The sequence below is a fragment of the Nocardiopsis moroccensis genome (genome assembly GCF_055763695.1).
Genome location: NZ_CP199747.1, coordinates 3451075 through 3468428 on the forward strand (window position 1 = coordinate 3451075; position 17354 = coordinate 3468428).

Below are 17354 nucleotides of genomic sequence, written 5' to 3' on the forward strand. Positions count from 1 at the left end.
GTACCGGGTCAGATGGGATCAGGTGTTCTCGGAACGCCCGCCCGAGCTACGACGCCGACGACGGCGCGGGGCGCCCTCGCCCTTGTCGTCGCCCTTGTCGGAACCCTCGTCCGCGGCTTCGGCCTCGTCGGGCTTCTCGGCCTTGGGGGCCGGTGCCGCCTCGGACTCGACGACCTCGACCGGGACCAGGGAGAGCTTCCCGCGGTCGTCGATCTCGCGGATCTCGACCTGGATCTTCTCGCCGATGCTGATCACGTCGTCGAGGTTCTCGATCCGCTGGCCGCCGTGCAGCTTGCGGATCTGCGAGATGTGCAGCAGACCGTCCTTGCCGGGCAGCAGCGAGACGAACGCGCCGAAGGCGGTCGTCTTGACGACGGTGCCCAGGTAGCGGTCGCCCACCTCGGGCATGGTCGGGTTCGCGATCTGGTTGATCGTGTCCCGGGCGGCCTCCGCGGAGGGGCCGTCGGTGGCACCGATGTAGATGGTGCCGTCGTCCTCGATCGAGATGTCCGCGCCGGTGTCGTCCTGGATCGAGTTGATCATCTTGCCCTTGGGGCCGATGACCTCGCCGATCTTCTCGACGGGGACCCTGACGGTCAGGATGCGCGGAGCGTTCGGGCTCATCTCGGCCGGACGCTCGATGGCCTCCTGCATGACGTCGAGGATCGCCAGGCGGGCGCCGCGGGCCTGCTGCAGGGCCAGGGCCAGCTGCTCGGCGGGGATGCCGTCGAGCTTGGTGTCCAGCTGCAGGGCCGTGATCAGCTCACGGGTACCGGCGACCTTGAAGTCCATGTCGCCGAAGGCGTCCTCGGCACCGAGGATGTCGGTCAGCGTGACGAACTCGTCGCCCTGGCTGATCAGACCCATGGCGATACCGGAGACCATCTCCTTGAGCGGCACGCCGGCCGCCATCAGGGACATGGTGGAGGCGCAGACCGAACCCATCGAGGTGGAGCCGTTGGACCCCAGGGCCTCGGACACCTGGCGGATGGCGTACGGGAACTCCTCGCGGGCGGGCAGAACCGGCAGCAGGGCCCGCTCGGCCAGGGCGCCGTGCCCGATCTCGCGCCGCTTGGGCGAGCCCACCCGACCGGTCTCACCGGTGGAGTAGGGCGGGAAGTTGTAGTTGTGCATGTAGCGCTTGGTCTTGTCCGGGTTGAGCGTGTCAACCGTCTGCTCCATGCGCAGCATGTTCAGCGTGGTAACGCCCATGATCTGGGTCTCACCGCGCTCGAAGAGGGCCGAACCGTGCACCCGCGGCAGAATGCCGACCTCGGCGCTCAGCTGGCGGATGTCCTTGGGGCCGCGGCCGTCGATGCGGACCTTCTCGCGCAGGACGCGCTCGCGCATGAGCTGCTTGCTCAGGCTGCGGAAGGCGGCGCTGACCTCCTTCTCCCGACCCTCGAAGTCCTCGGCGAGCCTCTCGGCGGCCTCGGCCTTGATCTTGTCGAGCTGGGCCTCGCGGTCCTGCTTGTCGGCGATGGTGAGCGCCTTGGCCAGCTCCTCGCGCACGGCGCCCTCGACGGCGGCGTAGGCGTCGTCCTCGTAGTCGAGGAAGATCGGGAACTCGGCCTGCTCGCGGCTGCTCTGCTCGGCGACGGCCTGCTGGGCCTTGCACAGCACCTTGATGAAGGGCTTGGCCGCCTCCAGTCCCTCGGCGACGGTCTGCTCGTTGGGACCGACGGCCCCTTCGGCGACCAGCTTCAGGGTCTGGGTGGTGGACTCCGCCTCGACCATCATGATCGCGACGTCGCCGTCCTCCAGGACACGGCCGGCGACGACCATGTCGAAGGTGGCGTTCTCCAGCTCACCGTGGGTGGGGAAGCCCACCCACTGGCCGTCGATCAGGGCGACACGGACGCCGCCGATGGGGCCGGAGAAGGGGATCCCGGAGATCTGCGTGGACATCGAGGCCGCGTTGATGGCGACGACGTCGTACAGGTGCTCGGGGTGCAGCGCCAGGATCGTCTCGACGACCTGGATCTCGTTGCGCAGGCCCTTCTTGAAGGAGGGGCGCAGCGGGCGGTCGATCAGGCGGCAGGTGAGGATGGCGTCCTCGGAAGGACGGCCCTCACGCCGGAAGAAGGAGCCGGGGATGCGGCCCGCGGCGTACATCCGCTCCTCGACGTCCACCGTCAGCGGGAAGAAGTCGAGGTTCTCCTTGGGGCGCTTCGAGGCGGTGGTCGCCGACAGGACGACGGTCTCGTCGTCCAGGTAGACCGTGGCCGCGCCGGCGGCCTGACGGGCCAGACGGCCGGTCTCGAAGCGGATGGTACGGGTGCCGAACTTGCCGTTGTCAATGACGGCTTCGGCCGAGTAAGCGCCCTCCATGGGCGACCTCCTACTACACGTTGGACTGCGTCGCCTCCGGCTGGGCCGGAGGGCGCGACGCTGCTTTCTCGCCCGCGTCGTGCCCCGGAGGTGATGACGGCCGGTCATCGATCGAAGTCCACGGCACCGCCGCTGAGGCGGTGTTGCCGGAGACCACTACCGAGGACCGACCCATATGGACCGGGGAAACGGCACGGGTGTGGCTCACCGTGCGGCGACCGTGTCGGCCGCCACTACGGTTACACCTTACTAACAAAGAGGGAGCGGCCGAAGCCACTCCCTCCGGATTCACCTAGCGGCGCAGACCCAGACGCTCGATCAGCGAGCGGTAGCGGGTGATGTCCTGCTTGGCGACGTACTTGAGCAGCCGACGACGGCGGCCGACCATCAGGAGCAGGCCACGGCGGCTGTGGTGGTCGTGCTTGTGGTCCTTGAGGTGCTCGGTGAGCTCGATGATGCGGTGCGTGAGCAGCGCGACCTGGACCTCGGGCGAACCGGTGTCGCCTTCCTTGGTGCCGTACTCGGCGATGATCTTTTCCTTGGTGGCGGTGTCGATCGACACAACGCTCCTTCTCTGATGAATCGGTACGCAGGGCGAACCCCGGCACGTGACAGGGGTCAGACGCGGTGACCGCGCGTACGAACAGTCACCGTCGCGTGTGGTGTGCGCGGACCGACGCCGACGGCGTGGGTGCACCGCGCCCCGCCGGCTCCGCCACCCCTGGGGTGGCCCGGCCGCGGGCACACGTGGACTCATCCACCCTACCGCAGTTCAGGGGCCGGGGACCCCGCCCCGGCGGTGACCCCGGGCTCGTCCCGGCGAAGCCCGCTCAGGCGCTGTCGCCGGCTTCCGCGGCCAGCACGTCCCGGCAGCGGTCGACGTCGCGGTGCATGGCCACGATCAGCTCGTCGATACTGTCGAACCTCTCCTGGCCGCGGATACGCGCGGTGAAGTCGACCGCCATGCGCAGCCCGTACAGTTCCAGGTCGTCCCGGTCCAGCGCGTAGGCCTCCACCGTGCGCTCGGCCCCGTTGAACGTGGGGTTGGTGCCCACCGAGACCGCCGCGGGCCAGCGGCCCTCCTGTCCGCCGACCGGTTCCAGGCGGCTCAGCCACCCGGCGTAGACCCCGTCGCCGGGCACAGCCGTGTCCGGGGGCAGGTCCGCGTTGGCGGTGGGGAAACCGAGCAGTTCACGGCCGCGGGCCGCCCCGTGCACGATCCTTCCGCTCACCCGGTGGGGGCGGCCCAACAGGTCCGCCGCGGCGGCCACGTCGCCCTCGTCCAGCAGGGAACGGATCCGGGTGGAGGTGATGGTCTCGCCCTCGGCGACCAGGCGCACCCCGTCGGCGGTGAAGTCGTACCTCTCGCCCAGTTCGGCCAGCACGGCGACGTTCCCGGCCGCGCGGTGCCCGAACCGGAAGTCCTCCCCGACCACCACCGCGGCGGCGGCGAGCCGGTCGACCAGCACCCGCTGGACGAACCCCTCGGCGCTGAGATCGGACAGCTCCTCGCTGAACGGCAGGACGCACACCGCGTCGACCCCGAAGGGCTCCATGAGCTCGACGCGACGCCCGACGGGGGTCAGCACGGGCGGGGTGACCCCGCGCAGCACCCGCTGGGGGTGGGGGTCGAAGGTCACCACCACCACCGGGAGCCCGAGCTCGCGCCCGTGGGCGCGCGCGGAGGCCAGGATCGCCTGGTGGCCTCGGTGCACCCCGTCGAAGACACCGACCGCCACCACGGACCGCCCCCAGTCGGAGGGAATGTCCTCCAGCCCGTCCCATCGCCGCACGTCCGGTCCCCTTGTCCGTCGTCAGAGTTCGTTCGCCCCAAGCCTGCCACGGCGGCGGCCCTGTTTCCGACACTCCCCCGGTGCGGCCCGCCGCGCTCCGGCGCGGCACGGCCGGGGCTCTGCCGTGGGCAGAGGCGGGTTGGCACGCCCACGGGGCAAGGTCTAGCGTGCCTGGATGGCGACGATCGACACCGGTACGACACGTTTGGCCTACGACGAGGCCGGGGCCGGCCCCCCGGTCGTCCTCGTGCACGCGGGGGTGGCCGACCGGCGGATGTGGGACCACCAGTTCGCGGAACTCGCCAGGCGGCACCGGGTGGTGCGCTACGACTGGCGCGGCCACGGGGACTCGGCCGACCACGAGGGGCCGGTCCGGCACCACGAGGACCTGCTGGCCCTGATGGACGCCCTGGGGATCGGGGAGGCCGCACTGGTCGGCGCGTCCTTCGGCGGCGCCTACGCGGTGGACGCGGCCCTGGCCGCCCCGGAGCGGGTCAGCGCGCTCGCCCTGGTCTGCCCCGGGATGTCGGGGTACGTGTGGCCGGAGGTGTTCGTCCGGACCGGACAGCAGATGGCGCTGTCCGCGGTACCCCACGAACGGCTGTCCGCCTATCGGGCGGGCGGCGCGTCGGTGGACCCGGCGGACGTGGCCGCGATGGCCGAGGCGCAGGCGAGGTTCATGGTGCTGGGCCCGGGGCGCGCACCCGAGGAGATGCCCACCGAGGCCTGGGACCTGTCGCTGCTGATGCTTCGGGAGATGTTCGCCCGCCGCTGGGCGAGCCCCGCCAACCACGCGGAGTGGCCCGAGCGCCCGGCGGTGGACCGCCTGCACGAGATCGATGTACCGACCCTGGTGGTCAAGGGCCTGTCGGAGGTCCCCCAGGTCCAGGCGGTCGCCGACCTGTACGCGAAGGGGGTTCGCGGCGCCCGGCTGCTGGAACTGCCCGAGACCGGCCACCTGCCCTCCGTGGAACGCCCCGGCGAGCTGACGGCCGCCCTGTCAGAGTTCCTGAACGCTCGGCGCCCGCCTGGCGGGAGAGCTCAGATCGACGCGAGGACCAGGGCGGATGCTTCTCCACGGACACCTTTTCCCCACGGGTTCGAAGAAGTCGCCCCGTAGCGGACCTCAGGCCGTTATGTTACTGAGCGCGAGCAAAGTACAACATGAAGAGCGGATGCAGGACATCATGTTTCCGATGGTCGGCAACCGTGCCCCCGGTATGGCCGGAACCACTCTGGGTACCGTTCAACCCATGAGCAGCTCGTACCAGGAATACTCCGTCAACCTCCCCAAGGACCTCGTCGACGAAGCACGGGGCAGGAGCGGCGACTCCGGGCTGTCCTCGTATCTGGAGCAGGCGCTCCGACACCGTGTCGAGCGGGAACGGCTCCACGAGCTCGCGACCTGGATGCAGGAAGCGAACGGCCCGGTCAGTGACGAGGCGATCCAACAGGTCCACGACGAAATCGATCGTGCCCATACGGAACAAGGTGTTGTCCCCGGATCCGAGGACCCGGGCCGGGAGGCGGCGTGAACCGGAACCGCACCTCCAGGACGAGTGCCCTCGTCCTGGACTCCGAGGGCCTGTCCCAGACCGTCCTTCGGGACAGTCGGATGACCCAGTGGGTCACAGCTGCTTCCGCGAAGGGAATTCCGGTCTTGACCAGCGCAGCGACACTGGTCGAAGTCGTCCACCCAAGGATCAGGCGTCCGGCCCTGGACTGGGTCCTCTCCAGAATCATCATCGAACCCGTCACCAGGGACGTCTCCCTGTTGGCCGCGCAGTTGCTGCGAGACGCCGGTCTTCACGGTCACAGGCACGCCATCGATGCCATGCTGTGCGCGACCGCGCTACGGGTCGGCGGACCGGCGACGATCCTGACGTCCGATCCAGACGACCTGCTGGCCCTGTGCGCGGGCCGAGCCGCCGTGATCAAGATCTGATCAGGCCGGGGAGAAGACCACGACCGGCTTCATGTGGCCGGGACGGTTCTCACCCAGGGCGATGACGGTGCCGTCGGGGGAGAACAGGCCCACGGGCCCCTCGCCCAGGGAGCTCGGACCGATGCGGTTGCCGTGCCGGATGGCACGGGTCTCGGCCTCGTCCATCGTGCGCACCGGGAAGGTCGCGGCCACCACCTGGGCCAGCGGGATCTGGGTGTACTCCTCGGCGAGCTGGTCCAGGGTACGGGCCTGCGACAGGTCGTAGGGGCCCACCCGGGTGCGGCGCAGCGCGGTCAGGTGTCCGCCCACCGCGAGGTCCGCGCCCATGTCGCGGGCGAGCGACCGGATGTAGGTACCGCTGGAACAGGTGATGACCGCGTCCACGTCGACGAAGGCGCCCTCGGGGTCGGGGACACGGCGGATGCCGGTGACGTCGAACTGGGAGATCGTCGCCGTGCGGGCCTTGAGCGCGACCTCCTTGCCCTCACGGGCCGACTTGTAGGCCCGCTTACCGTCCACCTTGATCGCGCTGACCTGCGGCGGCACCTGTTCGATCAGGCCGGTGAGCTTCGCGACGGCCGCGTGCACGTCCGCCTCCGAGACCCCGGAGGCGTCCGCCCGCGCTCCGGGCTCGCCCTCGGCGTCGTCGGTGTTGGTCACCAGGCCGAGCCGGATCGTGGCCTCGTAGGTCTTCTCCGTCAGGGTCAGGTGGCCGAGCAGCTTGGTGCCCTTCTCGATCCCCAGGACCAGGACCCCGGTGGCCATCGGGTCCAGGGTGCCCGCGTGGCCCACACGCCGGGTCCGCGCCAGACCCCTGGTCTTGGCGACCACGTCGTGTGACGTCCAGTCGGCGGGCTTGTCGACCACCACGACACCGCTCTCGGCCATGGGACTCCTCAGGGATGTGGGAAGGGAGGGGTGACGGCGCAGGTCGCGCCGCCACCCGGAAGGGTGTTACTCGTCGTCCTCGTCCTCGCGGGGGACCTTGTACGGGTCCGCCTCACCCGCGGGCTTGGCACCGGTGGCCCGCTGGGCCACCTCCTCGTCAGCCTTACGCGCCTCGACCAGCAACTTCTCGATGTGCTGGGCGTTCTCCTGGACCTCGTCGACGACGAAGGTCAGGCTGGGCGTGTGCCGGATACCGGTCTGTCGGCCGACCTCGCTGCGGATCACGCCCTTGGCGCTCTCCAGAGCGGCGGAGCTGGCCGACTTCTCCTCCGGGGATCCGAACACCGTGTAGTACACCGTGGCGTCCCGCAGGTCCGCGGTGATCCGGGCGTCGGTCACGGTGACGAATCCCAGGCGCGGGTCCTTGATCCGCCGGTCCAGCATCTCGGCGACGATGCGCTGGATACGGTCGGCGATCTTTCGCGCACGTGCGGCGTCAACCATCGTCAGTCTTCCTCTTCGTTGAAGAGCCGCTGCCTGGCGGAGAGCAGCTCCAGTTCGGGACGGCCCGCGACGAAACGCTCGCAGGTGTCCATCTGGTCCCGGGCGTGGGCGGCGGTCGGTGCGACCACCGCGACACCGATCTTCGCCCGACGGTAGAGGTCGTGCTCGCCGACCTCCGAGACCGACACCGAGAACTTCCGGCGCAGTTCGGCGACGACAGGCCTCACCATCGAACGCTTCTGTTTGAGCGAGTGGACGTCTCCGAGGAGGACGTCCAGGGTCAGCGCCCCAACGTACAAGTGATCACCTGTGGTGTTGTGTGAGCCGTCAAAGGCGGGGCCCCGGACACGATCGTCCGGGGCCCCAGGTGGATCAGTCCTCGCGACTAGTCGCGGGGCTTCTCCTGCATCTCGTAGGTCTCGATGACGTCCTCGACCCGGAGGTCGTTGTAACCGACACCGATACCGCACTCGAAGCCCTCGCGGACCTCGGTGGCGTCGTCCTTGAAGCGACGCAGCGACTCGACGTTGAGGTTCTCCGAGATGACCCGGCCCTCGCGGATGAGACGTGCCTTGCTGTTACGGCGGATGATGCCGTCGCGGACGATGGAACCGGCGATGTTGCCGATCTTCGGCACCTTGAAGACCTCGCGGATCTCGGCGCTGCCGAGCTGGACCTCCTCGTAGATGGGCTTGAGGAGACCCTTGACGGCGGCTTCGACCTCGTCGATGGCCTGGTAGATGACCGAGTAGTACCGGATGTCGACGCCCATGCGGTCGGCCAGCTGGCTGTTCTTGCCCTCGGGCCGAACGTTGAAGCCGACGATGATCGCGTCAGCGGACGACGCCAGGTTGATGTCGTTCTGCGTGATCGCACCGACACCGCGACCGATGATCCGGATGCTGACCTCGTCGCCACCGGCGTCGATCTTGAGCAGCGACTCCTCGAGCGCCTCGACCGAACCGGACATGTCGCCCTTGATGAGGAGGAGCAGCTCGGAGCGCTCGCCCTCCTTGATGGCGGACTGCCAGTTGTCGAGGGTGACCCGGCGGGCCGACTTCGCCTGCTGGGCGAAGCGCTCGCGCGCCTCGCGCTGCTGGGCGATCTGACGGGCCACGCGGTCGTCCTTGACGACCAGGAAGCTGTCACCGGCGCTGGGAACGTTGGTCAGACCCAGCACCTGCACCGGACGGGACGGCTCAGCCGACTGGACGTTCTCACCGTGCTCGTCGAGCATGGCGCGAACGCGGCCGTAGGCGTCGCCGCAGACGATGGAGTCACCGACGTTGAGCGTGCCGCGCTGGACCAGCACCGTGGCCATGGAACCGCGACCGCGGTCCAGGTAGGCCTCGATGGCCAGACCCTGCGCCGACATGTCCGGGTTGGCCTGGAGGTCCAGGGCCGCGTCGGAGGTCAGGACGATCGACTCGAGCAGGGCGTCGATGTTGTCGCCCTTGAGCGCGGAGATGTCCACGAACTGGACGTCGCCGCCGAACTCCTCGGCCACGAGGCCGTACTCGGTCATCTGGGCACGCACCCGCTGCGGGTCGGCGCCCTCGACGTCGATCTTGTTGACCGCGACCACGATCGGGACCTCGGCCGCCTTGGCGTGGTCGATGGCCTCGGCCGTCTGCGGCTTGACGCCGTCGTCGGCCGCCACGACCAGAACCGCGACGTCGGTGACCTTCGCACCACGGGCACGCATGGCGGTGAACGCCTCGTGACCAGGGGTGTCGATGAAGGTGATCCTGCGCTCTTCGTCGTCCACCTCGGTCGCGACCTGGTAGGCACCGATGTGCTGGGTGATTCCGCCGGCCTCGCCGCTGACGACGTTGGTCTTGCGGATGGTGTCCAGCAGTCGGGTCTTACCGTGGTCGACGTGACCCATGACGGTGACCACCGGCGGGCGCGGACGGAGGTCGGCGTCGCCGCCCTCGTTCTCGCCGAACTCGATGGAGAAGGACTCCAGCAGCTCGCGGTCCTCGTCCTCGGGACTGACGACCTCGATGCGGTACTTGAGCTCCTCGCCGAGCAGCTGCAGCGTCTCGTCGGGCAGCGACTGGGTCGCCGTGACCATCTCACCCAGGTGCATCATGACCTGGACGAGCGACGCCGGGTTGACGTCGATCTTGTCACCGAAGTCCGACAGCGAGGCACCGCGCGACAGACGGATCGTCTGGTTGTTGCCGCTCGGGATCTTGACGCCGCCGAAGGACGGGGCCGAGAGCTCGTGGAACTCCTGACGCCGCTGCTTCTTGGACTTGCGGGCACGCCCGGGACGACCGCCCGGACGACCGAACGCACCGGCCGTTCCGCCACCGCGACCACGGCCGCCGCCGGGACGCCCGCCGAAACCGCCGGGACGACCGCCGCCGCCACCGGGACGCGGACCCGCACCCGCGGGAGCGCCGCCGCGGCCACGGCCACCGCCGCCGGGACGACCGCCGCCACCACCGCGACCGCCGCCGGCAGGCGCGGCCGGGCGGGACGAGGGCATGTTCATCGGGCTGGGACGCGGACCACCGGGACGGGGGCCCGGACGCGGGCCACCGGCACCGCCCGGACGCGGGGCGCCGGCGGCGCCACCGGGACGCGGAGCGCGCTGGTCACCCTGCTGCGGACCGCCGGGACGGGGGCCCGGACGCGGGCCACCGGCACCGCCGGGGCGCGGAGCGCCGCCGCCGGGACGCGGGGTGCGCTGGTCACCCTGCTGCGGACCGGCAGGACGCGGGCCCGGACGCGGAGCACCGCCGCCGGGACGCGGAGCGGCCGGCTTGGAACCCATGCCGGACGCGTTGGACGCGAACGGGTTGTTGCCGGGACGCGGGCCCGGACGGGGACCGCCCGGACGCGGGCCGCGGCCACCCTCACGACCGCCGGAACGCTCCGGACGGTCACCGCGCTGGGGACGGTCGCCGCGCTCGCCGCGGCCACCGGCCGCACCGGGCTTGGGACCGCCGGGGCGCGGCGCGCTCTCGCCGCGGGCCGGCTTCGGGCCCGGCTTGGGACCGGGCTTCGGAGCGGGCTCAGCGGGCTTCTCGAAATGCGGGACCGCAGGCTTGTCGACCGGCGCGGCAGGCTTGGCGGCCTTCGGCTCAGCCGGCTTCTCGGCCTTCGGCTCGGCGGGCTTGGCCGCGGGGCCCGGCTTCGGGCCCGGCTTGGGAGCGGGCCCCGGCTTGGGGGCCGCGGAACGCTCGGAGGAACCGGCGGCGGGCTTGGAGGCGGGGCCCGGCTTGGGAGCCGCGCCACCCTTCTTGCCGTTTCCGTCGGAACCGTTGTTGAAAGCTTCTTGTAGGCGTCGCACGACGGGGGCCTCTATCGTCGAGGACGCCGAACGAACGAATTCGCCCATCTCGTTGAGCTTGGCCAGCACGGCCTTGCTCTCTACACCGAACTCCTTCGCGAGTTCGTACACCCGGACCTTCGCCACTCTTCTCCTTCAGCTTCGGTCCGGGACATGGGCTTGTGCCGGACCGTCGTTAGCTCGAGTTACTCATCGCTGCGTACTCATCAGGCGCTCATCGCAATCTCGACCTGCTTCCTCATCGCTACACAACAATGGGCCAGCCCTTACGCGCCGACACAGCACTGCACGCCGACCTCGGTCTCTACAACCCTGAGGCCAGCCCAGACATTCCAACCCTATCCGGATCGGTGAAGCGCTCACTCACGCGGGGCGTCACCGAGTAGGGACGCCACAAGTGAGACGTCCCACCCGGTGGTGCCTCCACCGTTCCGTTTCCGGAAGGCGCGGGGCCACGCTCTGCGACGTTCGGCGAGCTCAAGGCATCGCCGGTCGTGGTGCAGATAGGCGCCACGCCCCGGACGTCGACCCCGGGTGTCGGGCGTGATGACCGTGCCCTCGGCCACCAGCCGCACGAGGTCGGACTGGACTGTCCGCGACCGGCACCCCACGCACGTACGCACGGGACGGTCAGGACCGTCTCCGGCCACCATATCGTGTCGGGACATGGGTGCGATCCGATTAACCGGCCGGAGGGGCATCATAATCGCCCTGGACGGGCTCGTCGACACCCTCCGCGACGGTCCTGGCGGGCTCGGCGTCGGAGCGGATGTCGATCCGCCAACCGGTGAGACGGGCTGCCAGACGGGCGTTCTGGCCCTCCTTGCCGATCGCCAGTGACTGCTGGTAATCGGGCACGACCACGCGGGCGACGCGGGCCGCCATGTCGAGGATCTCCACCGAGTTCACCCGGGCCGGAGACAGCGCGTTGGCGACGAAGACGGCGGGGTCCTCGGAGTGGTCGACGATGTCGATCTTCTCCCCGTGGAGCTCGGCCATCACGTTGCGGACACGGCTGCCGAGCGGGCCGATGCAGGCGCCCTTGGCGTTGACGCCGCCCCGGTTGGAACGGACCGCCATCTTGGTGCGGTGACCGGCCTCACGGGCGATCGCCGCGATGTCGACGGTACCGTCGGCGATCTCGGGGACCTCCAGCTCGAAGAGCTTGCGCACCAGGTTGGGGTGGGTGCGCGACAGGGTCACCGAGGGGCCGCGGTGGCCCTTGCGGACCTGCACCACGTAGGCGCGCAGGCGCTCGCCGTGGGTGTAGTCCTCCGTGGGGACCTGCTCCTGCGGGGGCAGGACGGCCTCGATCTTGCCGAGGTCGACCAGGACGTTGCGCGGGTCCTTGCCCTGCTGGATGATGCCGGAGACGATGTCGTGCTCACGGCCGGCGAACTCGCCCAGGGTCAGCTCGTCCTCGGCGTCGCGCAGACGCTGGAGGATGACCTGCTTGGCGGTGGAGGTCGCGATGCGACCGAACCCGGTCGGGGTGCCGTCGAACTCGCCGACGACCCCGCCCTCCTCGTCGGTCTCCGCGACCCAGACGACCACGTGGCCGGTGGAGCGGTTCAGCTCGACGCGAGCCTTCTTCTCGGGGCCCTCCTCGCGGTGGTAGGCGATCAGCAGCGCGTCCTCGATGGCCTTGGCGACCAGCTCGACGGCGATGTCCTTCTCGCGCTCCAGGCTGCGCAGGACGCTCATGTCAATATCCACGGGGCTCCCCCTCTAGTCCGCCGCGTCGGCGTCGGCTGCGCGACGGAATTCCACCTGGACCCTGGCCTTGGCGATCGAGTCGTAGGCCAGGGTGCGGGGCCGTCCCTTGACGTCCAGGGTCACGCCCTGGTCGTCGGAGCCGGTGACGCGACCGGTGATGTCCGCCCCCTCGACGGGGGAGACCTTCACCAGCCGGCCCTGGGAGCGCCGCCAGTGGCGCGGCAGGGTCAGTAGACGGTCCACCCCGGGCGAGGTCACCTCCAGGACGTAGGGCTGCTCGCCCATGACGTCGGAGGCGTCCAGGGCCTCGTTGACGGCCTGGCTGACCTCACCGACCGTGTCGAGGTCGACCCCGTTGTCGGAGTCGACGACCACGCGCAGCACCCGGCGCTTGCCCGCGGGTGTCAGTTCGACGCCCTCCAGGTCCAGTCCGGCTTCGGCCAGTACCGGCTCCAGCAGCTCGGCGATGCGCTCGTTGCGCGCCTGCGCTCCCATGCGTGTTAGCCCCTCAAACGGCGAAATCCCGCCCGCTCGGCCGTGGCCGTCAACGGGGCGGTCCAGCTCTGTACGTAGTGTCTGCGACGAATTCGCTCCGCGCCCCGGGAGGGACGCGCAAAGCGCCGCGCGTCGCGTGCGACGGCGGTTGTGCTGTAAGGGTATCCACACCTGAGTGCCCCCAGGGTCGGTCCGAGCGGGTGGGGCGCGTCGCCGGCACCGGCCCCGGTGCCCGCAACACCGCCCTGGTAGGGGGTGTCGGCGCGGCCCGGGCCCGCCGCCGCCCGTGGAAAGATGGGGGCTGACCGCCGTTGGCGGCGGTCCTGTCGACGCCGCGCCGAGTCGCGGGGCACGGGAGGAGAGCGCGTGGGCCAGGGGAGCGTCAGCCGTCGCACGGTGCTCGGGGCCGCGGTGAGGGGTTTCGCGGTGACGAGTGTCGCGTCCGGAATCGCGGTGACCGGTGCCGTGGGGCTGAGCGGTTGCGGCAGGGCCGACTGGTATCCGTTCGACGTGACACCCGACGTGTCCGTCCTGCGCTCGCTCATCCTGGAGAAGGAGCGGATGGTGGTGCGGTACGAAGCCGCGCTGGAGGCCGGCACGGGGCCCGCCGAACTCCTGGAACGGCTGTTGGAGCAGCACGTCACCCACCTGGACTCGCTCGTCGACGCCCTTCCGGAGGGGGTCGGGGCGAGCGAGGAGCCCTCGGCGGGGCCGGAGGGCGAACCGTCGCCCCCGCCCGAGGACCCCGCGTTGGACGCCGTGCTCGACCCGGCGGGGCTGCGAGCCCTGACGGCCGCGGCGACCAGCGCCAGGCTCGACCAGGCGGCCGCGGTCACCGACCCGGCCCTGGCCCAGCTCATCAGCGGGATCGGTGCGTGCGAGGCCGGGCACGCCCACCTGCTCGCCCGGGCCTGAGCGCCCGCCCGAACCCCCGGAAACGACCGAAAGGCAGTCAGGTGAGCGACAGCCCCACACCCGTGGAGAGCTCCTCGGAGAGCGCTGGACCGGAGGGGGCCGGCGATCCCGCGTCGGCGGCCTTGACGGAGGCTCTGAGCGCCGAGCACGCCGCCGTGTACGGCTTCGAGTTCATCGGCGGGGCCGCCGGAGACGAGACCCGGCGGGAGCGCGCCTCGGCGGCGACGTACAAGCACAGGGCGCTACGGGACGAACTGCACACGGCCGCGACGGAACGCGGCGTGCAGCCCCCGCCCGCGCGGACGTCCTACCCGCTGCCCGAGGGGCGCAGCGGCGCCGACATGGACGCCTTCGCGGCGGGCCTGGAGCAGACGACGATGGACGCCTACCTGTGGTTGAGCGCCGCCGAGGACACCGACCTGAGGATGACCGCGGCGCGTGTCCTCCAGGAGGCGACCGTGCGCTCACTGGAGTGGGGCGCCGAACTGGACGCGTTCCCCGGTTTCGGCGACGGGTGAGACCGTGCGTCCCGCCCGGGCGCGGGTCGGACGGCGGACGGCCGGGGGCTCCCGCGCGTGTGCGCGGGAGCCCCCTTCGGTCTTCGGTGTCCGGCGGAGCGGCCGCGCACTACTCGGCGCAGGCGGCCACGGTGCGCTCGACGATCTCCCCGACCGGCACGTCCGAGCGCTCACCGCTGCGACGGTCGCGCAACTCGACGAGGCCGTCCTTGAGGCCGCGGCCGACGATGACGGTGGTCGGCACCCCCAACAGTTCGGCGTCGTTGAACTTCACGCCGGGAGCCGCCTTGCGGTCGTCGACCAGCACGCGCAGGCCCCGGGCCTCCAGTTCGCGACCGATCCGCAGGGCCTCCTCGACCTCGCCGCCCTTGCCGGTTCCGACCACGTGCACGTCGGCGGGCGCGATCTCGCGCGGCCAGATGATGCCCTTGTCGTCGTGCGACTGCTCGACGACGGAGGCGACGGCGCGGGAGACACCGATGCCGTAGGAGCCCATGGTGACGCGCTTGGGCTTGCCGTCCTTGCCGAGAGCGTCCAGCTTGAAGGCGTCGGTGTACTTGCGGCCGAGCTGGAAGATGTGCCCGATCTCGATGCCGCGCGCGGTGTACAGCGTGCCCCGGCCGTCGGGCGAGGCGTCGCCGTCGCGCACCTCGGCCACGTCGATGGTGCCGTCCGGGGTGAAGTCGCGCCCGGCCACCAGGTCGACCACGTGGTGGTCGGCCTTGTCCGCGCCGGTCACCCAGGCGGTGCCGGTGACCACGCGCGGGTCGACGAGGTAGCGGACCTCGTTGTCCAGCAGGGCCTTCGGGCCGATGTACCCCTTGACCAGGAAGGGGTTGGCCGCGAAGTCGGACTCCTCCAGGAGCGAGACCTCGGTGGGCTCCAGGGCCGCCTCCAGGCGCTTGAAGTCGACCTCCCGGTCGCCGGGCAGGCCGACGGCGAGGAGCTCCCACTCCGTGGAGCCGGGGGCCCGGGTCTTGACCAGGACGTTCTTGAGGGTGTCGGCCTCGGTGAAGTCGCGGCCCAGGCCGGCGCCGTTGAGGAAGTCCACCAACGTCTGGATGGTGGCGGTGTCCGGGGTGTGGTGGATCCGGGCCTCGGGCAGCCCCTCGACGGGCAGTTCCGCGGGTGCCGGGGTCCGGACGGCCTCGACGTTGGCGGCGTAGTCGGACTCCGTGCTGCGCACGAAGGTGTCCTCGCCGGTGGGGGCGACGGCCAGGAACTCCTCGGAGGCGGAGCCGCCCATGGCGCCGGAGGTCGCGGCGACGATGACGTAGTCCAGGCCGAGCCGGTCGAAGATCCGGACGTAGGCGGCCCGGTGCTTGTCGTAGGACTCCTGGAGGCCCTCGTCGTCGATGTCGAAGGAGTAGGCGTCCTTCATGTGGAACTCGCGGCCGCGCAGGATCCCGGCGCGGGGGCGGGCCTCGTCGCGGAACTTCTCCTGGATCTGGTAGAGCACGACCGGGAAGTCCTTGTAGGACGAGTACTCGCCCTTGACGAGGAGGGTGAAGAGCTCCTCGTGGGTGGGGCCGAGCAGGTAGTCGGCGCCCTTGCGGTCCTTCAGCCGGAACAGGGTGTCGCCGTACTCCTCCCATCGCCCGGAGGCCTCGTAGTACTCCTTGGGGAGCAGGGCGGGCAGGAGGACCTCCTGGCCGCCCATCGCGTTCATCTCCTCGCGCACCACCCGTGCCACGTTCTCCAGGACGAGCTTGCCCAGGGGCAGCCAGGTGTAGACGCCGGGTGCGGCTCGGCGGACGTAGCCGCCGCGGACGAGCAGCTTGTGGCTCGGCACCTCGGCGTCCGCCGGGTCCTCACGCAGGGTGCGCAGGAACAGGGTCGACATCCGCAGTAGCACGGCCACTCCTAGGTGATCACGCCCCGGGGGGCGCAGGTTGGAAGATCTGGGGAAACCCAGGCTAGCGCCACCGCAGGGGGGTTCGCGCGCCGGTTCCCGACAGGGCGCAGGTGCGCCTAGGGTGTGAACGGTTTTCGAGGAGCGAAGGCGGGGGCATGGGCAGACGTGTGCGTGAGCGGGTGGAGCCCGAGGAGGAGTTCTCGGCGGTGCCCGGAGTGGACCTGCTCGCCGACGCGGACCGGCCCAACTCGTGGTTCCTGCTGGTGGAGGGCACCCCGCAGTCGCACGTGGACCTGTCCGACCCCGGTTACCTGGACTTCTCGTACGTGCGGCGGATCGCGCACGCGGTCGATCTGGTGGCGCCGGAGGGTGAGCCGGTCGAGGCGATGCACCTGGGGGCCGGGGCGCTGACGGTGGCCCGCTACGTGGCGCACAGCCGTCCCGGGTCGCGTCAGCGCGCGGTGGACGTGGACGCGGCGCTGGTGGAGATGGTCCGGCGGCGCCTTCCGTGGGACCGCAGGGCGCAGCTGCGGGTGGGGGTCGGCGACGCCCGGGACTGGATCGCCGCGCGGCACGGATCCAGTGCCGACCTGATCGTGTCCGACGTCTTCGCGGGGGCGCGGACCCCGGCCCGGCTGACCTCCGCCGAGTTCTACACCGAAGCCGCACGGGTACTGCGGCCGGGCGGCTTCCTGGTGGTCAACGTGGGGGACGGTTACGCCCTGAAGCACACCCGTGCCCAGGTGGCCACGGCCCGCTCGGTGCTGCCGCACGTGGTGATGACCGCCGAGCCGGGTGTCCTGCGCGGTCGGCGCTTCGGCAACCTCGTCCTGGTGGCGGGGCACCGGCCGCTCCCGGTGGAGGAGCTGGGGCGGCTGGCGCACCGGGACCCGGAGATGGCGCGGTTGGTGGAGGGCGACGACCTGGACCGGTTCGTCTCCGGCCACTCCCCCGTGCGCGACGCCGACGCCGTGGACTCGCCCGCCCCGCCGACCGACATCTTCTGAGGCCGGTCCGCCACGGGTCCGGGATCCGCGGGCGGGTCTACTCCCCGGGGAGTAGACCCGCCCCGAAGTGTCCCCCTCAGGGG

The 17354-nt window shown here is 70.8% G+C and carries 17 protein-coding genes; 6 read left to right on the forward strand and 11 right to left on the reverse strand.

What is annotated here, in order from left to right; translation table 11 throughout:
* Window positions 1–18: 18 nt before the first annotated feature.
* The 3 genes from ACUKCB_RS15360 to ACUKCB_RS15370 form a co-directional block, all read right to left on the reverse strand.
* On the reverse strand, window positions 19–2331 hold the full coding sequence (locus ACUKCB_RS15360) for a polyribonucleotide nucleotidyltransferase (protein ID WP_473036303.1): 2313 nt from the start codon (window positions 2329–2331) through the stop codon (window positions 19–21).
* Window positions 2332–2623: 292 nt separating this feature from the next.
* Window positions 2624–2893: a 30S ribosomal protein S15 gene (gene rpsO, locus ACUKCB_RS15365; protein WP_073704321.1), complete on the reverse strand. Its 270-nt coding sequence runs from the start codon at window positions 2891–2893 to the stop codon at window positions 2624–2626.
* 268 nt (window positions 2894–3161) lie between these two features.
* Complete coding sequence (locus tag ACUKCB_RS15370) at window positions 3162–4124, reverse strand: bifunctional riboflavin kinase/FAD synthetase (protein WP_473036304.1); 963 nt, start codon at window positions 4122–4124, stop codon at window positions 3162–3164.
* Between the two features lie 175 nt (window positions 4125–4299).
* Between ACUKCB_RS15370 and ACUKCB_RS15375 the strand changes: the two genes are divergently transcribed.
* The 3 genes from ACUKCB_RS15375 to ACUKCB_RS15385 all read left to right on the forward strand — a co-directional run bounded on the left by ACUKCB_RS15375 (window position 4300) and on the right by ACUKCB_RS15385 (window position 6069).
* Window positions 4300–5244 (forward strand): alpha/beta fold hydrolase, encoded by a 945-nt coding sequence (locus ACUKCB_RS15375; protein WP_473036305.1) that lies wholly within the window; start codon window positions 4300–4302, stop codon window positions 5242–5244.
* Between the two features lie 133 nt (window positions 5245–5377).
* Complete coding sequence (locus ACUKCB_RS15380; RefSeq protein ID WP_473036306.1) at window positions 5378–5659, forward strand: hypothetical protein; 282 nt, start codon at window positions 5378–5380, stop codon at window positions 5657–5659.
* Window positions 5656–6069, forward strand: coding sequence for a type II toxin-antitoxin system VapC family toxin (locus tag ACUKCB_RS15385; RefSeq protein ID WP_473036307.1), 414 nt, complete (start codon window positions 5656–5658; stop codon window positions 6067–6069). Before ACUKCB_RS15380 ends, ACUKCB_RS15385 begins: the two co-directional genes overlap by 4 nt.
* On the opposite strand, the gene truB is transcribed toward ACUKCB_RS15385, so the two are convergent.
* From truB to rimP, 7 genes are all read right to left on the reverse strand, one after another.
* Window positions 6070–6957, reverse strand: coding sequence for a tRNA pseudouridine(55) synthase TruB (gene truB / locus ACUKCB_RS15390; protein ID WP_473036309.1), 888 nt, complete (start codon window positions 6955–6957; stop codon window positions 6070–6072). It abuts the gene before it with no gap.
* 66 nt (window positions 6958–7023) lie between these two features.
* The gene (gene rbfA / locus ACUKCB_RS15395) at window positions 7024–7461 is read right to left on the reverse strand and encodes a 30S ribosome-binding factor RbfA (protein WP_473036310.1); all 438 of its coding nucleotides are present in this window, start codon (window positions 7459–7461) and stop codon (window positions 7024–7026) included.
* Between the two features lie 2 nt (window positions 7462–7463).
* The gene (locus ACUKCB_RS15400) at window positions 7464–7760 is read right to left on the reverse strand and encodes a DUF503 domain-containing protein (RefSeq protein WP_017542630.1); all 297 of its coding nucleotides are present in this window, start codon (window positions 7758–7760) and stop codon (window positions 7464–7466) included.
* A gap of 86 nt (window positions 7761–7846) precedes the next feature.
* On the reverse strand, window positions 7847–10891 hold the full coding sequence (gene infB / locus ACUKCB_RS15405; RefSeq protein WP_473036311.1) for a translation initiation factor IF-2: 3045 nt from the start codon (window positions 10889–10891) through the stop codon (window positions 7847–7849).
* A 233-nt stretch (window positions 10892–11124) separates the two neighbouring features.
* The gene (locus ACUKCB_RS15410) at window positions 11125–11469 is read right to left on the reverse strand and encodes a YlxR family protein (protein ID WP_473036312.1); all 345 of its coding nucleotides are present in this window, start codon (window positions 11467–11469) and stop codon (window positions 11125–11127) included.
* Window positions 11447–12469, reverse strand: a complete 1023-nt coding sequence (nusA, locus tag ACUKCB_RS15415) for a transcription termination factor NusA (RefSeq protein ID WP_473041020.1) — start codon at window positions 12467–12469, stop codon at window positions 11447–11449. The genes ACUKCB_RS15410 and nusA overlap by 23 nt, the downstream gene beginning before the upstream one ends.
* Window positions 12470–12493: 24 nt before the next feature.
* Entirely contained in the window at window positions 12494–12976 is a 483-nt protein-coding gene (gene rimP, locus ACUKCB_RS15420) for a ribosome maturation factor RimP (RefSeq protein ID WP_473036313.1), read from the reverse strand.
* A 366-nt stretch (window positions 12977–13342) separates the two neighbouring features.
* Here rimP and ACUKCB_RS15425 point away from each other — a divergent pair, with 366 nt between their 5' ends.
* The gene (locus tag ACUKCB_RS15425; RefSeq protein WP_473036314.1) at window positions 13343–13891 is read left to right on the forward strand and encodes a hypothetical protein; all 549 of its coding nucleotides are present in this window, start codon (window positions 13343–13345) and stop codon (window positions 13889–13891) included.
* A gap of 41 nt (window positions 13892–13932) precedes the next feature.
* Window positions 13933–14409: a ferritin-like domain-containing protein gene (locus ACUKCB_RS15430; protein ID WP_473036315.1), complete on the forward strand. Its 477-nt coding sequence runs from the start codon at window positions 13933–13935 to the stop codon at window positions 14407–14409.
* 109 nt (window positions 14410–14518) lie between these two features.
* Here the strand turns inward: ACUKCB_RS15430 and ACUKCB_RS15435 are convergent, their stop codons facing one another.
* A complete protein-coding gene (locus ACUKCB_RS15435; RefSeq protein WP_473041021.1) occupies window positions 14519–16252 on the reverse strand; it encodes a proline--tRNA ligase in 1734 nt (577 codons plus the stop codon).
* A gap of 167 nt (window positions 16253–16419) precedes the next feature.
* On the opposite strand from ACUKCB_RS15435, the gene ACUKCB_RS15440 reads away from it, so the two are divergent.
* Window positions 16420–17271, forward strand: coding sequence for a spermidine synthase (locus ACUKCB_RS15440; protein ID WP_473036316.1), 852 nt, complete (start codon window positions 16420–16422; stop codon window positions 17269–17271).
* Window positions 17272–17354 lie beyond the last annotated feature (83 nt).

Bases quoted from the DNA above. Each gene is read 5' to 3' on its own strand.
- ACUKCB_RS15360 (WP_473036303.1), bottom strand. From the start codon at position 2,331: ATGGAGGGCGCTTACTCGGCCGAAGCCGTCATTGACAACGGCAAGTTC.
- ACUKCB_RS15375 (WP_473036305.1), top strand. From the start codon at position 4,300: ATGGCGACGATCGACACCGGTACGACACGTTTGGCCTACGACGAGGCC.
- ACUKCB_RS15380 (WP_473036306.1), top strand. From the start codon at position 5,378: ATGAGCAGCTCGTACCAGGAATACTCCGTCAACCTCCCCAAGGACCTC.
- truB (WP_473036309.1), bottom strand. From the start codon at position 6,957: ATGGCCGAGAGCGGTGTCGTGGTGGTCGACAAGCCCGCCGACTGGACG.
- rbfA (WP_473036310.1), bottom strand. From the start codon at position 7,461: ATGGTTGACGCCGCACGTGCGCGAAAGATCGCCGACCGTATCCAGCGC.
- ACUKCB_RS15410 (WP_473036312.1), bottom strand. From the start codon at position 11,469: ATGATGCCCCTCCGGCCGGTTAATCGGATCGCACCCATGTCCCGACAC.
- nusA (WP_473041020.1), bottom strand. From the start codon at position 12,469: ATGAGCGTCCTGCGCAGCCTGGAGCGCGAGAAGGACATCGCCGTCGAG.
- rimP (WP_473036313.1), bottom strand. From the start codon at position 12,976: ATGGGAGCGCAGGCGCGCAACGAGCGCATCGCCGAGCTGCTGGAGCCG.
- ACUKCB_RS15435 (WP_473041021.1), bottom strand. From the start codon at position 16,252: ATGTCGACCCTGTTCCTGCGCACCCTGCGTGAGGACCCGGCGGACGCC.
- ACUKCB_RS15440 (WP_473036316.1), top strand. From the start codon at position 16,420: ATGGGCAGACGTGTGCGTGAGCGGGTGGAGCCCGAGGAGGAGTTCTCG.